The sequence below is a fragment of the Butyrivibrio sp. AC2005 genome, from assembly GCF_000424145.1.
Taxonomy (GTDB): Bacteria; Bacillota; Clostridia; order Lachnospirales; family Lachnospiraceae; genus Butyrivibrio.
The window spans coordinates 22,954-40,608 of record NZ_AUJI01000012.1; the positions used below are offsets into that span (position 1 = coordinate 22,954).

13 protein-coding genes are annotated in these 17,655 nt (G+C 42.7%); 8 read left to right on the forward strand and 5 right to left on the reverse strand.

The window, feature by feature from the left end:
- Positions 1-3: 3 nt before the first annotated feature.
- Positions 4-501, reverse strand: a complete 498-nt coding sequence (locus G602_RS0103575; RefSeq protein WP_026657717.1) for a DUF402 domain-containing protein — start codon at positions 499-501, stop codon at positions 4-6.
- A 107-nt stretch (positions 502-608) separates the two neighbouring features.
- Here G602_RS0103575 and G602_RS0103580 point away from each other — a divergent pair, with 107 nt between their 5' ends.
- Complete coding sequence (locus G602_RS0103580; RefSeq protein ID WP_026657719.1) at positions 609-3,167, forward strand: hypothetical protein; 2,559 nt, start codon at positions 609-611, stop codon at positions 3,165-3,167.
- Positions 3,168-3,498: 331 nt separating this feature from the next.
- Entirely contained in the window at positions 3,499-3,855 is a 357-nt protein-coding gene (locus G602_RS0103585) for an endonuclease domain-containing protein (RefSeq protein WP_026657720.1), read from the forward strand.
- Between the two features lie 284 nt (positions 3,856-4,139).
- Here the strand turns inward: G602_RS0103585 and G602_RS0103590 are convergent, their stop codons facing one another.
- From G602_RS0103590 to murC, 4 genes are all read right to left on the reverse strand, one after another.
- Positions 4,140-5,336 carry a ribose-phosphate pyrophosphokinase gene (locus G602_RS0103590; RefSeq protein ID WP_026657721.1) on the reverse strand — a complete coding sequence of 399 codons (1,197 nt, stop codon included), beginning with the start codon at positions 5,334-5,336 and terminating at the stop codon, positions 4,140-4,142.
- A gap of 12 nt (positions 5,337-5,348) precedes the next feature.
- The gene (locus G602_RS0103595) at positions 5,349-6,317 is read right to left on the reverse strand and encodes an ATP-binding protein (RefSeq protein WP_026657722.1); all 969 of its coding nucleotides are present in this window, start codon (positions 6,315-6,317) and stop codon (positions 5,349-5,351) included.
- A 77-nt stretch (positions 6,318-6,394) separates the two neighbouring features.
- Complete coding sequence (locus G602_RS0103600; RefSeq protein ID WP_081675820.1) at positions 6,395-7,420, reverse strand: DnaD domain protein; 1,026 nt, start codon at positions 7,418-7,420, stop codon at positions 6,395-6,397.
- A gap of 298 nt (positions 7,421-7,718) precedes the next feature.
- On the reverse strand, positions 7,719-9,104 hold the full coding sequence (gene murC, locus G602_RS0103605) for a UDP-N-acetylmuramate--L-alanine ligase (RefSeq protein ID WP_026657725.1): 1,386 nt from the start codon (positions 9,102-9,104) through the stop codon (positions 7,719-7,721).
- Between the two features lie 245 nt (positions 9,105-9,349).
- Between murC and G602_RS0103610 the strand changes: the two genes are divergently transcribed.
- The 6 genes from G602_RS0103610 (at position 9,350) to G602_RS25005 (ending at position 17,626) form a co-directional block, all read left to right on the forward strand.
- A complete protein-coding gene (locus G602_RS0103610; RefSeq protein WP_026657726.1) occupies positions 9,350-10,621 on the forward strand; it encodes a glucose-1-phosphate adenylyltransferase in 1,272 nt (423 codons plus the stop codon).
- Positions 10,621-11,739, forward strand: coding sequence for a glucose-1-phosphate adenylyltransferase subunit GlgD (gene glgD, locus G602_RS0103615; RefSeq protein ID WP_026657727.1), 1,119 nt, complete (start codon positions 10,621-10,623; stop codon positions 11,737-11,739). The genes G602_RS0103610 and glgD overlap by 1 nt, the downstream gene beginning before the upstream one ends.
- A 117-nt stretch (positions 11,740-11,856) precedes the next feature.
- Positions 11,857-12,177, forward strand: a complete 321-nt coding sequence (spoVG, locus tag G602_RS25000) for a septation regulator SpoVG (RefSeq protein WP_044930955.1) — start codon at positions 11,857-11,859, stop codon at positions 12,175-12,177.
- Positions 12,178-12,301: 124 nt separating this feature from the next.
- Positions 12,302-12,874, forward strand: a complete 573-nt coding sequence (pth, locus tag G602_RS0103625; protein WP_026657728.1) for an aminoacyl-tRNA hydrolase — start codon at positions 12,302-12,304, stop codon at positions 12,872-12,874.
- Positions 12,875-12,982: 108 nt separating this feature from the next.
- The gene (gene mfd / locus G602_RS0103630) at positions 12,983-16,555 is read left to right on the forward strand and encodes a transcription-repair coupling factor (RefSeq protein ID WP_026657729.1); all 3,573 of its coding nucleotides are present in this window, start codon (positions 12,983-12,985) and stop codon (positions 16,553-16,555) included.
- 114 nt (positions 16,556-16,669) lie between these two features.
- Positions 16,670-17,626 carry a prephenate dehydratase gene (locus G602_RS25005; protein WP_049945030.1) on the forward strand — a complete coding sequence of 319 codons (957 nt, stop codon included), beginning with the start codon at positions 16,670-16,672 and terminating at the stop codon, positions 17,624-17,626.
- The last annotated feature ends 29 nt before the right edge of the window (positions 17,627-17,655 follow it).

Sequence of the window (17,655 nt, forward strand, 5' to 3'; positions counted from 1 at the left end):
CCCTCATCCGACCGGATGAGGTGCTCCTAATGCTTTAATTATTGGCGCTTCAAGCGCTGATATGCTGTTTTCATAAATTGCATCCATAAGATCGCTGAGCGAATGAAGCGCAATTTTCATCTGCTTTTCATCGATGAGTTTTTTTTCAAAAGCCTCAGACAGCTCATCGAGGTCGAGGATGCGTATCTTGCCGTCAGGGTAAATGACCACATCGGCGAGGAGATCCAGTGCAATGATGGAATTTTCATCAGGACCTTTTTGATAGTCCACGATATCGCAGTACCAATACATAAGCGTGGAATCAGCGCGGTAGAATTTGCTTATCTTGTATCCGCGTTTTAAATAGTAGCAGGAATATCCGTGAGACAGATCAGAACGAGGATGAATTGCTTTCCATGCAGTGACAATGGTGTTATCATCACATTGCAGGATCTGATCGTCCTTCAATAGAATACATTCATTCGGAATAATACGTTTGCGGTAAAGAACAGGGTAACTCATGAATCCCCCTATCTGCGTCATGCGCTTTGCTATAAACGTTTAGAAGTTAGAAAAATATTACCGCGATGAGTGTAATAAGTCAATGGAATTAAGGTATAGGATTTGTAATGAAAAACGCAATCTTTAAGATTATATATACAATAGTAGTATTTATTCTGTCCGTTATTTTAATCGGACATTTCACCAATGTTGAAACAGTCGATATGACTGCAAAGATGGGTGCTCCTACTTTTCCCACTGTAACTTTTGAGATAAATGGAAAACAGGTAAATATGGTTCATGGATACGCTACTGAAATGGAAGTAGCGCATATGAGAGGTGAGATTTTGCCTGCGACAAGTTCCAGAGGGATTTCTTTCCAGATGAATACATATGGAGAAGAGGTTTCCGATTTAAAATTTGAGGTAAGGCAGGTATCGGGAAACAGCCTTGTGGAGAATTCCGAGATTACAGATCTGTCAAAAGATGGGGATATTATCAGGGGCAGATTTCAGATGAAAGACCTGATTGATGCAGGCCGGGAATATATGCTGGTCATTCTGGCAAATGTTAATGGACAGACAGCACGTTACTATTCAAGGGTTATATGGCCGGAGAGCGAGGATTCTTTTCATGTGGAAGAGGCGATGGCCTTCGCATTGAATTTTCGTGAAATGACTTTTGATAAAAATGGATCCACAGATGAACTGACAAAGTATATGGAGTCTAATTCCGAGGGAGATAATTCATCCTATAGTCACGTTACTATTAATAGTAGTTATGATCAGGTGACCTGGGGGGATCTTAATATCACAAACCGTACTGAACCGAAGGTTTTCCTTCGCGATATTCATTCGCAGACAACTACTGTCGGACTTGAGTATCAGGTGACACAGAGGACGGTGGATGGAAGCGAGAAGCTTTACGATGTTGAAGAAGCCTACAGAATAAGGTATACCTCTGACAGAATCTATCTGCTGAATTTTGATAGAAAAATGAACTATGTTTTCAATGCTGATTCTTCAGATTTTTCGGATAATGTTATCAGTTTGTGGATATCGGATCCTGATGTGGCAATTAAAGAGAGCGACGGTGGAGGTATATTTGCGTTCATCAGTCAAGACAGACTCTACGTTTATAACAACAATGATAACAAGATTGCGCTTGTTTTTGGATTCTATAATGAAGATTATTCAGACGACAGGGCGACCTTTAAGGGGAATACAATTCATATCCTGAATGTTGACGAAGCCGGTAATGTGCGCTTTGCTGTTTCCGGGTATATGAACCGTGGTGATCACGAGGGATACGTTGGAACGGCGGTTTATAAGTATGACTCGCAGCTTAATACAATTGAGGAGCTGGTTTTCATACCATCGACACTGCATCAGGACATAATTCGTGCCTATTCTGAAAATGTGCTCTATGCCAGCACCGGCGGAGAGCTTTGCATAAAGCTTGACGGTGATATTTACATGATAGATCTTGATCAGAGAAATCAGAAGAAACTGATCGATAATATTTCAGAGGACAGATATTGCATTTCAAATTCAGGAAGCATAATTGCCTGGCAGAATGAGGACAAGAAGAGTGCGCAGATTATGAACCTGAGTACACAGGCTCAGTCTGATATTCAGGCAAATGCGGGCGACCTTGTCAGGGTTCTTGGATTTATGGGTGAGGACCTTGTTTATGGAATGGTTCATGAATCGGATGTTCATACAGACCGAATGGGAACAGTGGTTTACGGAATGTATAGCATTCACATCATGGATAGCGAGGGTAATGTTCTCGAGAATTACAGTCCTTCCCAGGGTGTTGTTACGGATATATCGATTGAAGATAATCTGATTCGTTTGTCCAGAGCTTCATGGAATGAGACCAGTGGCCTCTACGATGAGCTTATTGATGACCAGATTATGAGCACTTTAAAAAAAGAGGTCGGAAGTAACTTCGTTACAGTTGCGGCGACTGAGAATTATAAGAATGTTACTCAGATAAACATGAAGAGTAATATCAAGAAAAAGTCTCTTATTGTACAGACTCCGAATATGACTCTGTATGAGGGCAGTCGTGAGGTTGAGATCAAGTCAGACAGGGATGCTGAGACCGAGCCGTATTATTATGTTTATGGTATGTATGGTCTTGAGAAGGTTTATGATAATCCTGCAGATGCGGTCACCAGAGCTTATGCCGCACCCGGAGTTGTCATGAATGACGTGAATCAGTATGTCTGGTTAAGGGGAAATCTTCTGGCGTCAAATCAGATTATGTATATCACAAATCTGGCCGAGAGTATGGAGAACATGTCAGCTGAGAATTCAACAAGTGTCTGCATTGACCTGATTTTGCAGCATAAGGGAATTAATGTAAATGTGAATTCCATGCTCGAACAGGGTGAATCTGTGGTTGATATTTTATCGGGCAGTCTGGTTAATACCAGAGTCCTTGAGCTTGACGGATGTCCCATGGAGGCTATGCTCTACTATGTAAATCAGGACATACCGGTTATGGCTACGCTTAATGATGGTAATAGTTTGCTGATCATTGGATTCAATGATTTGAATACAGTTATTCTTGAACCCTCCACCGGACAGATCTATAAGCTTGGACGAGGCGATACCACATCACTTCTTGAGAATAACGGTAATCACTTCATAACATATCTGCCGGGGTTGGAGAATTAACCAATCCTGCCTTCCCTAAGGGGAAAGATAAAGATCAAATATAAAAGCCTTCCCCTTGGGGGGAAGGTGGCGCGAAGCGCCGGATGAGGGGAACGGCAGTTGAACCCAATAAATAGTTTTTATAATCAGATTATTTCTTTAACTAGTTTATTTCAATATTCAGATTGTTTCTTTAATTATAATAATTAAATCTAAGCTTTCGCTTAACTTTCACAGACTTTTATATAGATTGTTTTTTTTACTAATTAGTTATTTGATTGGTAGTTTATTACAACATATTGTCACCATTACATTTGTTTAGTGTAATATTTTTTATTTCAGAGGAGTGTTTATGCCCAAAACTTATAATAGAATGCTAAAGAATAATTCACAAAAGCTTCGGAAGCAGATGACTAAGGAAGAACGCCACTTGTGGTATGACTTCTTGAAATCTCTTCCTGTCACTATTAACAGACAAAAGGTAATAGGACCTTATATTATTGATTTTTATTGTGCTAAATCAAAAACCGCTATTGAGTTGGATGGATCACAACATTTTGAAAAGGATGGAAAGGCTACCGATATTGAAAGAGATAATTATCTGAAGGAAATAGGGATTAAGGTAATTAGATATGCAAATAATGATGTAAATCGGAATTTTGATGTAGTATGTGAAGATATAGCAAGAAAATTGGAAGTGATAAAGTGAGAATTGGGGGATAACAAAAGACCTCGGAGTAGAATCTTCGAGGCCTCAAAGTATTTGGTTTGAATTCTGGAATTTAATATATGGATTTGATTCTGGAATCTAATAATATATGGATTTGATTCTGGAATCTAATAATATATGGATTTGATTCTGGAATCAATTGATTTATTGATACGATTTTGGAAATCTCAATTCTTGGTTAAGATTTCGGGCCCCCTCATCCGGCGCTTCGCGCCACCTTCCCCCCAAGGGGAAGGCTTTAGATAGGGGGCGTATTTTAGCAATTACTTTTGGGTTTCAAGCTCGCCTTTTTTGTATCTGGCGATAATACTGTTGATACGCTCGACAGGATTAAGCAGATCGCTGATAGAAGCGTCGTGATTAAGTGTGTCGATAAGGTAAGCAATGTACTTACTCATGTCACAGCTTATGTACCATTCTCTGGAGAGAAGCTCGGGAGTCTGGTAGATAAGGTTTGTGGTAAGTACTCTGTCGATGAGACCTTCTTCGTGAGCCTTATCAAATTTCTCAAGGCCATTGGTGAAGAGACCAAAGGTTGAGAATGCAAATATTCTTGCTGCTTTTCTCTGCTTAAGAGCTTTTGCTACGTCGAAGATACTTTCTCCGGAGGAAATCATATCATCTACAATGATAACATCCTTGCCCTCAACAGAGGTTCCGAGGAATTCATGTGATACGATGGGATTTCTACCATCAACAACCTGAGTGTAGTCGCGGCGCTTATAGAACATTCCCACGTCGAGACCCATAACACTTGCAAGGTAGATAGCACGACCCATACCACCTTCATCAGGTGAGATGACCATCATGTGATCTGAATCAATCTGAAGATCATTGATATTTCTAAGGAGTGCCTTTATAAACTGATAAGTTGTACGTACTGTTTCAAATCCATTAAGTGGAATAGCATTCTGAACTCTGGGATCGTGAGCATCAAATGTTATGATGTTGTCTACGCCCATTCCTACAAGCTCCTGAAGAGCAATAGCACAGTCGAGAGATTCTCTGGATGTGCGTTTGTGCTGACGGCTCTCATAGAGGAAAGGCATGATAACTGTGATTCTTCTTGCCTTACCACCTACGGCAGCAATAATTCTTTTAAGATCCTGATAGTGATCATCAGGAGACATGTGATTTTCTTTTCCGAAAAGAGAATATGTAAGAGAGTGGTTACAAACATCAACCATGAGGTAGAGATCATCACCTCTGACAGACTGCTTGATGACACCCTTGGCTTCACCGCTTCCGAATCTCGGAACCTCAGCCTTTAAGAGGTAAGAGGGACGTTCATAGCCTGTAAATGCAAGGCTGCCCTTGTGCTCGTTCTCGCGTTCCTGACGCCACTTAACCAGGTAGTAGTCCACCTTTTCTCCAAGTGACTCGCATCCCTTTAAGGGAATGATACCCAGTGAACCAACGGGGATTGTTTCAAGGTTACGTTTTTCTTCTCTTCTTGGCATTGCCAAAATTCCTCACTTTCTATTCTGGACCTTTTTCATGATGCGTATATCTCTGCCGGTCAGCTTACAAAGATGATAAGAGCTGGCAATTCTGGAGGATACGCGCTCTGAGTACATGGACTTGATATCGTCCAATGAAAAATTGGTTGTGATAATAGTGGATTTATTCCTGTTCAGTCTCTCATTAATGCATGTAAATAGCTGAGGAATAGAAGTGTTTGACACGTGCTCTGTCCCCAGATCATCAATTATGAGAAGTTCTGTATTGTATAGGTTTTCATATAAGGACCTGAGTTCCTCTGATTTTTTGAAATCATAAGTACTGGTCTGAATCATTGAAAAGAGAGAAGCAGCACTGAAATACAGCACGGAATGGCCCTTTTCAAGGATTTCTTTAGCAATACAAATTGATAGGAATGATTTACCAGTACCAACTGTACCATAAAAGAGGAGGTTTGGGTATAAACTTTCAAAATTCTTAATAAAATCTTTCGAAGTTCTAACTGCTCCGCGAAAACGTTCCAAATCCTCGCCTTCATAGTAATCCTCGGAAAGGATACCAAAATTAGCCTCTTCTGCCAGCTTATTAATGTTTGACTGGGCATAGAGGCGTTCTATAATCTTTTGTTTAAAGCATGAGCACTTTTCATTGCCCACGTAACCGGTGTCCTTGCAAAAAGGGCACTCATACTGCATCTCCAGATAATCGTCGGAGAGACCGGCTTCACGAAGAAGGCTGCGTTTTTGAGCTGCAACCTCAGCCAACTGTCTGTGAAGCTCGGATCTGTCCAACTTTTCCCCACTTAGAAGGCGGCGTCCGAAGGCAGCACTTCTCTTTCCGGTCTCCTGTTCAAGAACAAGATATCCCGGAACATGTTGCTCAACATACCTGATTCGCTTGGTTAGCTCACTGCGCTTAAGGGTACGGACTTTTTCATAGTCGTGCATGATTTCGTCGTACTGAGTGTTTGATAATGCCATAGCGATGTTCCCCTCCCTGCGCTTCCCACACGGATTAGTATTATCCCGTTAATATCGCCGTATGGGAAGCACATATCTTAATTGTCCAGTAACTGTTGTTCCAGACTAGAAAGATCGTAGTCATTCTGTCTAAACTGATGGAAGCGATTGTTTGATCTTATATTATCAATTTTCTTAATGCTTTCTTTTTTAGCGGTCTCTTTTCCGAATTCGGAATCCATCTTGTTTATATCTGCAAGAGTTTTAACACCGCCCTTGAACCAGCTTCTGAGAATTCCGTCGCAGTACTGAAGACGCTTAACCTGAGTCTGAAGTACTGTTCTGCGGCAGGCCTCTGTGATGATGACCAGTGAAAAGCCATATTCATTCTGCCAGCGATCAAAGAACTGAAGCTCTGCAGGAGTAGGAGCGTTCTGCATACCAAGCTCCTTCATAATCTGATAAGCAGTTCTGTTTGCTGAGTTCTCAAGGCTTGCCTGCGCGGTTGTGGTTATGCCTTTTTCATGCCATGCCATTGCTACCTTGCGAACATAATCGAAATCCTTCTTGCCTGCGCTTGCACAGTGCTGGAGAAGGTAATCCAGAAGATCCTCTGAGAATTCAAGATCATCCTGAATATAGTAGATAGTCTTAATCTCGTTAGGATTAAGTGTACGTCCGAAATACTGTTCAGCAACGAAAAGCATCTGCGGATTGTCCTTGTGTTCAGCCTTCTTCTTAGGCTTTTTTACTACTGAATACTTAGGCTGTGCTTCATCTTCAGTGATGCGCACTGAATGCAGACTTGTGACCTTAGCTGCGCGCTTAGGAAGAATGTCCTGCATATGGATACCAATAAGCTGACCTGCAGCATCGAGCTCAAGCCCAATAAGTCCAAGCTCCTCCCAGTAGGAGAGGGCACGCTGAACGTCCTTCTCCGTATAATTGAACTTATCTGCAAGGTCAGCAACGCTGGTAGCCGTGCCTGCGCACATCATTCTAAGCAGATAAAGGTAGACCTTTATCTGTGCGTCGTTTGCATCTGCAAGGTATTCGTCTATAAAGATATTGGAAAGTGATGTCGTTGACATCATAGAATTATTGATAGTTACTCGCCCCATCATACTTTTTCTTCACCCACTTTTTTAATATATTTTTCATTTCTTCTCTTTGACACGTTTTGAATTATACACTTAATGTACCCGGATGCAAATGGGAAAAATGACGATAAAAAAGCAGGCGTGTACTGGCTTTAAACGTTTTCGGTCCGTTGTGGACAATGTGGATAAGGTGGATTATTTTTATGAAAAAAATATAAGAAACCGCTGGCTACACAAAGCGTTTCGCGGTGTAGCCAGCGGGAAGTTATCCACATGAAATTTTAATTAAATTGTATAAGGTGTAAGTGGATAGGGTGGAAAATTACATACCCAAAAGGTCATTTGCGATATTTACCACATTACCTGCCCCCATGGTTATCAACATGTCATCCTTAGTGCAATTTTGCAAAAGAAATTTTTCAATTTCTTCAAAGGATGGAAAATAGTAACATTCATGTCCGAGTGACTCGATTTTTTCCTTGAGAGTCCTTGAGCTAATGCCGAGATTGTCGGTCTCTCTGGCAGCATAAATATCAGCAATTATCAGTTTATCTGCACCGAGAAGGGAGTTTGCAAACTCGTCCATGAGTGCCTTGGTCCTTGTAAAGGTATGAGGCTGGAAAACTACCCATAGATTTTTGTGAGGATAATTTTTAGCTGCGCTTAAGGTTGCGGCAATTTCGGTTGGATGATGAGCGTAGTCATCTATAATTGTTACGCCGTCTACAGTTCCCTTGTACTCAAAACGTCTGTCTGTACCTGTAAAGGAACAAAGTCCTGATTTGATCTCTGCTTCGGGGATATCAAAAACATCTGCGGTTGCTGCGGCAGCCATGGCATTTCCTATGTTATGCTTTCCCGGAACCTTGAGAGTTATGTCATATCCGTCTGAGTTTCTTCTATTAATATGGAACGAAGCATTTCCAAATGCATCATAAGTAATATCGGTCGGATAGTAATCGAACACATCTGAAAAACCAAAGGTTTTTACATTACATGAAAGACCGTCTGTTATTTCTGAAAGGTTCGGAATCTCTCCGTTGATAACAAGAGTTCCGTTTTCAGGGATGAGCTCGGCAAATTTCCTAAAGGATCTTCTGATGTCATCAAGGTCCTTGAAGAAATCCAGATGATCGGCGTCCACGTTAAGAATTATGCCGACTCCGGGGAAAAAGCTAAGAAAACTGTTTGTGTACTCGCAGGCCTCTGTCACAAAGTATTTGGAAGTACCGATTCGGATGTTTCCACCTATGTCCTTCAAAAAACCACCAATGGAAACAGTGGGATCAAGATTTCCCTCAAGCATGATCTTTGCAACCATGGCTGTTGTGGTAGTCTTGCCGTGGGTCCCTGCAACATTCACGGGCAGATAGTAGTGCTGCATTATCTGACCAAGGAGTTCTGCTCTGGTCAGCATGGGAATGTCCAGCTTTTTTGCTGCGGCAAATTCCGGATTGTCCGGATGAATGGCAGCGGTGTATACAACAAGATCAGGTTTTATGATACTGTCGATGTTCTCGGCATTTTGTCCTATAATTACCTTTATTCCTGCCTTGGTAAGTTCTGCTGTAGCCTCGGATTCTGAACGATCTGAGCCGCTTACCTTAAATCCTCTGTCAGCAAGTACCAGTGCAAGTCCGCTCATGGAAATTCCGCCGATACCAATAAAATATACACTTATGGGATTATCAAAGCTAATCTGATACATGAAGTCCCTCCTTTGTTAGTCTGAATATATAGAATAAACATACTACTTCCTATTAATCATGTCAAAATTTAAAATATATCCAAAAAGTGAGAAAAATAGCGGATTATTTTTGTAAATGCGTTCACTTTAAAAATCTTATGTGATATACTCTAATTGGTGATTTGTGTGGGGGAATAAAATCTACCATTAATAAAAAGCACCGCGAGCAAAAAAAATTCATTATTAAATGACAACGAGGTCTTAACATGATAAAAAAAGAGATGATTGCCATGTTGCTGGCCGGTGGGCAAGGTAGCAGACTGGGCGTGCTTACGGCAAAAATGGCAAAACCAGCAGTTTCATTTGGCGGTAAATACCGCATCATTGACTTTCCACTCAGTAACTGTATCAATTCAGGAGTAGATACAGTGGGCGTACTTACTCAGTACAGACCGCTGCGTCTTAATTCGCATATCGGAATCGGCATTCCGTGGGATCTTGACCGAAATATCGGTGGGGTTTCCATACTGCCTCCTTATGAAAAGAGCGCAAACAGTGAGTGGTACACAGGTACGGCTAATGCTATTTTCCAGAACCTGGAGTACATGGAAAATTACCATCCTGACTATGTGCTCATCCTTTCGGGTGACCATATTTACAAGATGGATTATGAGACTATGCTTGATTTCCACAAGGCTAACGGAGCAGATGTTACTATCGCTGTTATGCCTGTACCGATTGAGGAAGCAAGCAGATTCGGTATCATGATTACAGATGAGGACAGAAAGATTGTGGACTTCGAGGAGAAGCCTGAGAAGCCGCGTTCAAATCTTGCTTCCATGGGTATCTATATCTTCTCATGGGAGGCACTTAAGGAAGCCCTCATAACTAATCAGGATCAGCCTGGGCTCGATTTTGGTAAGCATATTATTCCTTACTGCAAGGAGAAGGGACAGTCCCTTTATGCTTATGAGTTCGATGGCTACTGGAAGGATGTAGGAACACTGACATCCTATTGGGAAGCTAACATGGAGCTCATCGATATCGTTCCTGAGTTCAATCTCTATGAAGAGTATTGGAAGATATACACAAGGAATGAGGTTCAGCCTCCGCAGTACCTTGGACCTGAGAGTTCTACTTCAAGAAGTATTATCGGTGAGGGTTCTGAGATCTACGGCGAGGTACACAATTCCGTAATCGGATGTGGAGTTAAGATTGGCAAGGGCACAGTAGTAAGCCATTCAATCATTATGAACGGAACCGAGATCGGTGAGAACTGTAATGTTGAGAAGGCAGTCATAGCCGAGCAGGTTAAGATTGGAAATAATGTAAAACTTGGTGAGGGTGATGAAGTTCAGAATGAGACCAAGCCGGGAATTTACAGAGATGGAATCGTAACTATCGGAGAAAAATCAGTTGTACCTGATGGTGTAAGTGTTGGTAAGAACACGATGATCTCCGGTGTAACTACCGAAAAGGACTATCCGGACAGAGTGCTGGCTAGCGGAAGAACATTAGATAAGGCAGGTGATAGGTAGTGAGAGCGATTGGAATTATTCTTGCCGGAGGCGGCAGCAACCGTATGCACGAGCTTTCTAAAAACAGAGCAGTATGTGCTATGCCGATTGCCGGATTTTACAGAAGTATTGATTTTGCATTAAGTAATATGACGAACTCCCATATTCAGACAGTAGCGGTTTTCACGCAGTATAATGCAGGAAGCCTGAACACACATCTGTCTTCATCAAAGTGGTGGGATTTCGGACGTAAGCAGGGCGGACTTTATGTCTTCACTCCTGCTGCCAAGGCTAACGGCAACCTGTGGTACAGGGGAACAGCCGATGCCATTGCACAGAACCTCAGCTTCTTAAAGAGCTGTCATGAGCCTTATGTGGTTATTACATCAGGTGACTGTGTTTATAAGATGGATTATAACAAGCTTCTCGAGTATCACATTGAAAAGCAGGCAGACATTACAGTTGTATGTAAGGATGTTGCGGCAGATATCGATACTGAGAGATTCGGAACACTTCGTATGAACGAGGAGAGCCGTATCGAGGAGTTTGAGGAGAAGCCTGTAGTTGCAAGATCCAACACGGTTTCATGCGGTGTGTATGTTATCAGACGCCGCCAGCTTATAGAGCTTATTGAAAAAGCACAGACAGAAGAGAGATTCGACTTCGTTAGGGATATCCTCGTAAGATACAAGGATATGAAGAGAATCTACGGTTACAAGCTTAAGACCTATTGGAATAACATCGCTTCTGTTGAGGATTATTTCCGTACAAACATGGATTTCCTTAAGCCGGAAGTAAGAAATTATTTCTTCAACGAGTATCCGGGTGTTTATACAAAGGTTATTGATCTTCCGCCTGCTAAGTACAATGTAGGAGTTAAGGTTTCAAACAGCCTTATCTCAAGCGGATGTATCATAAATGGTATGGTTGAGGATTCGGTTATTTTCAAGGGTGCATTCATTGGTAATAACTGCTACATTAAGAACTCAATCATTTTGAATGATGTTTACATCGGAGACAATACTCACATTGAGAACTGCATCGTGGAGAGTCACGGTACAATTCAGGCTAACTCCTATTACAAGGGAGAGAACGATATCAAGATCGTAGTCGAAAATAATGAGAGGTATGTAATCTGAATGATGTTTTCAATTTCAAATCTTTCTATGCTGGCACAAAGAGAGATTTGTTATTGAGAATTAACAAACATGATTATTCATGTATAGTAACAAGCATCAAAAAGGGGGATTAACAGGATGAATATTACAGATGTTCGTGTCAGAAAAGTAGCAAAGCAGGGGAAAATGCGTGCCATCGTTTCAATCACACTTGATAATGAATTTGTAGTTCATGACATCAAGGTAATTGAAGGTGACAAGGGTCTTTTCATAGCAATGCCCAGCAAAAAATCAGTTGATGGAGAGTATCGTGATATTGCACATCCAATCAACTCCGATACCAGAAGGTTACTTCAGGATACCATTCTTAAGGCTTATGACGAGGCTTCAGATGAGGTCATCGATTCAAGACCGGTAGCTGAGGAAGCGGTTCCGAGCGGAGTTGGAAGTTTATATTAAAAAGGTTATTATACTTATAAATTTAATTTTGTGCTAATATATGGGGAGTGACGATTCGGTCGCTTCCCATTTTTATTCACGCGATGGCACGAGCCAGGCGGACATGAATCAAACGAGGATTAATATGTACTTAATAGCAGGACTCGGTAATCCCGAGAAGAAATACAACGCAACCAGGCATAATGTTGGATTTGGCGTTATAGATGTTTTGTCTGAAAAATATGATATAGATCTGACGGAAATGAAGTTCAAGGGAATGTATGGAAAAGGCAGGATTGGAAATGAAAAGGTTATCCTGCTTAAGCCGCTTACCTACATGAATCTCAGTGGCGAATCCATAAGACCTGTGGCGGATTACTTTAAGATTGATACGAAATCAGAGCTGATTGTTATATCTGATGACATAGATTTAGATCCGGGTAGAATCAGGGTTCGCCCCGGTGGAAGTGCTGGTGGACACAACGGGCTTAAGAATATAATCGCCCAGCTAGGACATGACGAGTTCTCCAGAGTAAGAGTTGGGGTCGGCAAAAAGCCCCCGAGGATAGACCTTGCAGACTGGGTACTCGGACATTTTGATAAAGAAGATGCGCAGTATGTCATGGAGGCAATGGATCACGCGGCTGACGCCGTAAGACTCATTATGGAAGAGGATGTAAATGCAGCCATGAACAAGTGGAACGGAGTCAAACATTAATTTCAAGTCTTCCCCCTTTGGGGCGCTCGACGTCCGGGGGACGTCGGTTTAGCGCGGACCGAAGCGGAGCGAAGACAGGTGTCTGCGAAGCAGACGGATGAGGGCAATATGCGAGCCATAGAAGCACCCCTCCAGGAACTGGAGGCATTTACAAAACTGAATAAGTATCTTGAAAAACCTTTCGCCTGTGCAGAGGTTTCAGGCTGCATGGATTCTCAGAAGCTTCACCTAATCGGCGGTCTTGCTCAGGATTTTAAGTATCGGATCATCGTGACCTATAGCGATATCAGGGTTAAGGAAATTGTTGAGGACTATAGGTTCTACGATCGTAACGTGACTGTTTATCCCGCGAAGGATCTGATTTTTTACCAGGCGGATATTCATTCCAACGAGATTGTGCGAGAGCGAATAAGATGTTTGAGACGCCTCATCGAAGGACGCCCAGTCACTGTCGTTACAACTTTTTCCAGTCTTATGACACCGCAGATCCCTGTTGATGTCATTAAACAAAACATATTAAAAATCGACAAGAGAAAGCCGGTTGATGAAAGAAAAATAGCAAAGACTCTCACGCAGATAGGTTATTCAAGAGTATATCAGGTTGGTGCGCCGGGTGAGTTTTCGGTAAGGGGTGACATCATTGATGTATTTGACCTGACTGAGGAGAACCCGTATCGTATAGAGCTTTGGGGTGATGAGGTCGAAAACATCAGAAGCTTCGACATCATGACACAGCGTTCCATCGACAAGCTTGAATCCATTGAGATTTATCCTGCAGCAGAAATTATCCTTACGGATGATGAAAAACAGCAGGGACTAAAGAAAATGGAGAGCGAAGCGAAGATGGTATACCAGAAGCTTCGCGATGAGTTTAAGACAGAGGCAGCTCACAGAATAAAAACTTCCTTTGAAGAATTAAAGGAAGAGCTGACAGAGCTGGAGCTGGAGGTTAACCTCGAGAGCTACATCAGATATTTTTATGAAAAGACGGTGACCTTCTTAGAGCTTTTTCCTGCAGGCAAATCCTGCATTTTCATAGATGAACCTCTGCATGTGTTAGAGCATGCCTCCGCTGTGGAGACAGAGTTCAGGGAGAGCATGATCCACAGATCAGAGAACGGATATGCGCTGCCGTCACAGATGGACCTTCTGTATTCTGCGGAGGAGTGTATTGCAAGAATGCAGAGCACAAGACGCGTTATGGTTTCTGCGCTTCAGGCACCTAAGGGGCTTAATAAGTTTGAGCCTGAGGAGCATTACGAGGTACACGCAAGGAGTATTGCACCTTATAACAACAGCTTCGAATCTCTGGTACATGACCTTAAGGGCTTTGTGAAAAACGGCTATAAGGTCCTCATACTTTCCGGCTCACGAACAAGGGCCAAGAGAATTGTTGAGGATTTGCGCGATCAGAGCGTGACAGCTTTTTACAGTGAGAACCCAATGAGAGAGCTGCAGCCAGGTGAGATAATGACCTACTATGGCAGAATACTTAAGGGCTTTGAGTATACGGATCTTAAGTTTGCGGTAATCTCTGAGAGTGATATTTTCACAGAGCATAAAAAAAAGAAGAGGAAAAGCTCGAAGTCCAAGTACAGCGGAGAGAAGATTTCGGGATTTTCTGATCTGACCGTGGGCGATTATGTGGTTCATGAGGACCACGGCCTTGGTATTTATAAAGGTATTGAGAAGATTGAAACTGACCATGTTGTCAGGGATTATATAAAAATCAGTTATGCAGATGGCGGAAATCTCTATGTTCTTGCGACGGGACTTAATGTCATTCAGAAGTATGCAAGCGGTGATGCCGGTGCTGATGGTAAGGCAAGAAAACCTAAGCTGAACAAGCTTGGAACGGGAGACTGGAAGCGCACTAAGAACAAGGTAAGGACTGCGGTTGAAGAGATTGCAGATGATCTTGTGGAGCTTTATGCAAAGAGACAGAACAGCAATGGATATCAGTTTAGCAGAGACACTGTCTGGCAGCAGGAGTTTGAGGATGCATTTCCGTTTGACGAGACTGATGATCAGCTGGTCGCTATATCGGACACCAAAAGTGACATGGAATCATCCCGGATTATGGACAGACTTATCTGCGGAGATGTTGGTTTTGGAAAAACAGAAATAGCAATTCGCGCAGCCTTCAAAGCGGTTCAGGATGGAAAACAGGTGGCTATTCTGGTGCCTACCACTATCCTTGCGCAGCAGCACTACAACACCTTTACAGAGAGAATGAAGGATTTTCCTGTAAGAGTAGATATGATGTCCAGATTCAGAACAGCTTCTGAACAGAAGAAAACTGTGGAGGATCTAAAAAAAGGTCTCGTGGACGTTGTAATCGGAACTCACAGACTTTTGTCCAAGGATGTTGTTTATAAAGACCTGGGACTCCTTGTAGTTGATGAGGAGCAGAGATTCGGAGTAACTCACAAGGAAAAGATAAAGAAGATGAAGGAAAATGTGGACGTTCTGACTTTGTCCGCTACTCCTATTCCCAGAACACTTCACATGTCACTTGTGGGTATAAGGGACATGAGCGTCCTTGAGGAAGCACCCATGGACAGACAGCCTATCCAGACCTTTGTGTGCGAGTATAATGACGAGATGGTTCGCGAAGCGATTTCACGTGAGGTTGCAAGAGGCGGACAGGTTTACTATGTTTACAACAGGGTAAATGATATTGCCGATGTGGCTGCAAGAATCCAGAAGCTGGTGCCTGAGGTGAACGTATCCTTTGCACACGGTCAGATGAAAGAGTCTGAGCTTGAGCGTATCATGTATGATTTCATAGACGGCGAGATTAACGTGCTGGTGTCAACAACTATCATAGAGACCGGACTTGATATCTCGAATGCAAATACGATGATAATCCATGACTCAGACCAGATGGGACTTTCACAGCTCTATCAGCTAAGAGGACGTGTCGGAAGATCAAACAGAACCGCATATGCGTTTCTTATGTACAAGAGAAACAAGATGCTCAGAGAGGTTGCTGAGAAGAGACTCTCCGCAATACGTGAGTTTACGGACTTGGGATCAGGTTTTAAGATAGCGATGAGAGATCTGGAAATCAGAGGTGCGGGTAATCTTCTTGGAAAAAGCCAGTCCGGACACATGGCATCTGTCGGATATGATCTCTACTGCAAGATGCTCGGAGAGGCAGTGCGAAGGAAAAAGGGCGAGGAGACGGATGCACTTCTGGAAGATTTTTCAACAAGTGTGGATATAGATGTAGACGCATTTATTCCAAACGATTATATTGTTAACGAGGAGCAGAAGCTTGAGATATATAAGCGAATCGCCGGAATTGAGAACGAGGGCGACCGCGATGATATGAGAGATGAGCTCCGTGACCGCTTTGGTGAAATACCTGAGTCGGTTGACAATCTGATAAGAATATCACTTCTCAGAGAAAAGGCACATAAGCTATACATTCTTGAAATTAAGGGTGGCAACGGTGAGGTTGCCATCAAGATGAACAACAATGCAAGACTAAAGGCAGAGAATATCCCTGTTTTCATAGCTGCCTGCGATGAGAAGATTGTTTTCAGACCGGCTTCATATCCTTTGTTCCTATATAAATATACGAAGGACAACAATCCGGCTAAGGCAGAAAAACAGCTCCTTCTGGATGTGGAGGAGATTGTGGAGAAGATGGAAGTTTTGGCGGAGAAACCTTAAGTATTGGCAGAGATTATGCAAATATTGGCGGAGAAGTAAGACTTAATTCTTGCGCCGACCGGAGCGGAGCGAAGACAAGGTGGCAGGAAGCAGACGGATGAGGGGAAGGACAACATGGAAGAAATACAGATAATCAACGAAAAATACATAACCCAGCTTCGCGAGCGTGTGGAGCGAAAGCTCGGAGAGAGCCACGGTGCCTGCGAGCCATTGGACAAGGCCCTTAAAAATGTGCGGGAACCTATTACGAATCCCAAGGTGGTCTATCAGGGAGAACCCGGTGCTTACAGCGAAATGGCGGCTATAGATTTCTTTGGGAAAGGCGTTAATACAGAAGGGCTTTTGCATTTTGAGGACACCTTCGAAGCGATAAAGAGCGGGGCAGCAGACTATGCGGTTCTTCCTATTGAGAATTCTTCGACAGGTGCAATCCGTCAGGTGTACGACCTTCTTGCTCAGTACGAGTGCTATATGGTTGGAGAAACAACCGTCAGAGTAAAGCACAATCTGATGGTTCTTCCGGATGCTGATATGTCTGATATCAAGACCGTTTTTTCACATGAGCAGGGAATTTTCCAGTGCGAGCAGTTTTTAAACGAGCATCGCGAATGGGTGAGAGTACCCCAGGCCGATACTGCAGGTAGTGCGAGAATGGTTGCAGAACTCGGAGACAAGAGCAAGGCTGCAATCTGTTCTTCAAGAGCTGCCGAAATCTATGGTCTTAAGATAATAAAAGAAGGAATCAATACAAACAGAAGTAACACCACGAGATTCGTCGTGGTATCTCCCATGATGGAGCTCAGAGAGGGCAGGGACAAGATCTGCATAAGCTTCAGAACTGAACACAAAGCAGGTGCACTTCACGAAGCGCTCACGGTTTTCAGAATCTATGGACTCAATCTTGTAAGACTGGAATCACGTCCTATTCCTGAGCAGAAGTGGCAGTATATGTTCTTTGCGGAGTTCACCGGAGATTTGACGGTTGAAGGAATGAACAGAGTTATTGAAGCTCTTCAATGCACTGTGAGCGATATCAGAATATTTGGAAACTTTGTAGAAAATCTGGAATGATATTTAGAAAAAGGCAGTGGGTCGGTATA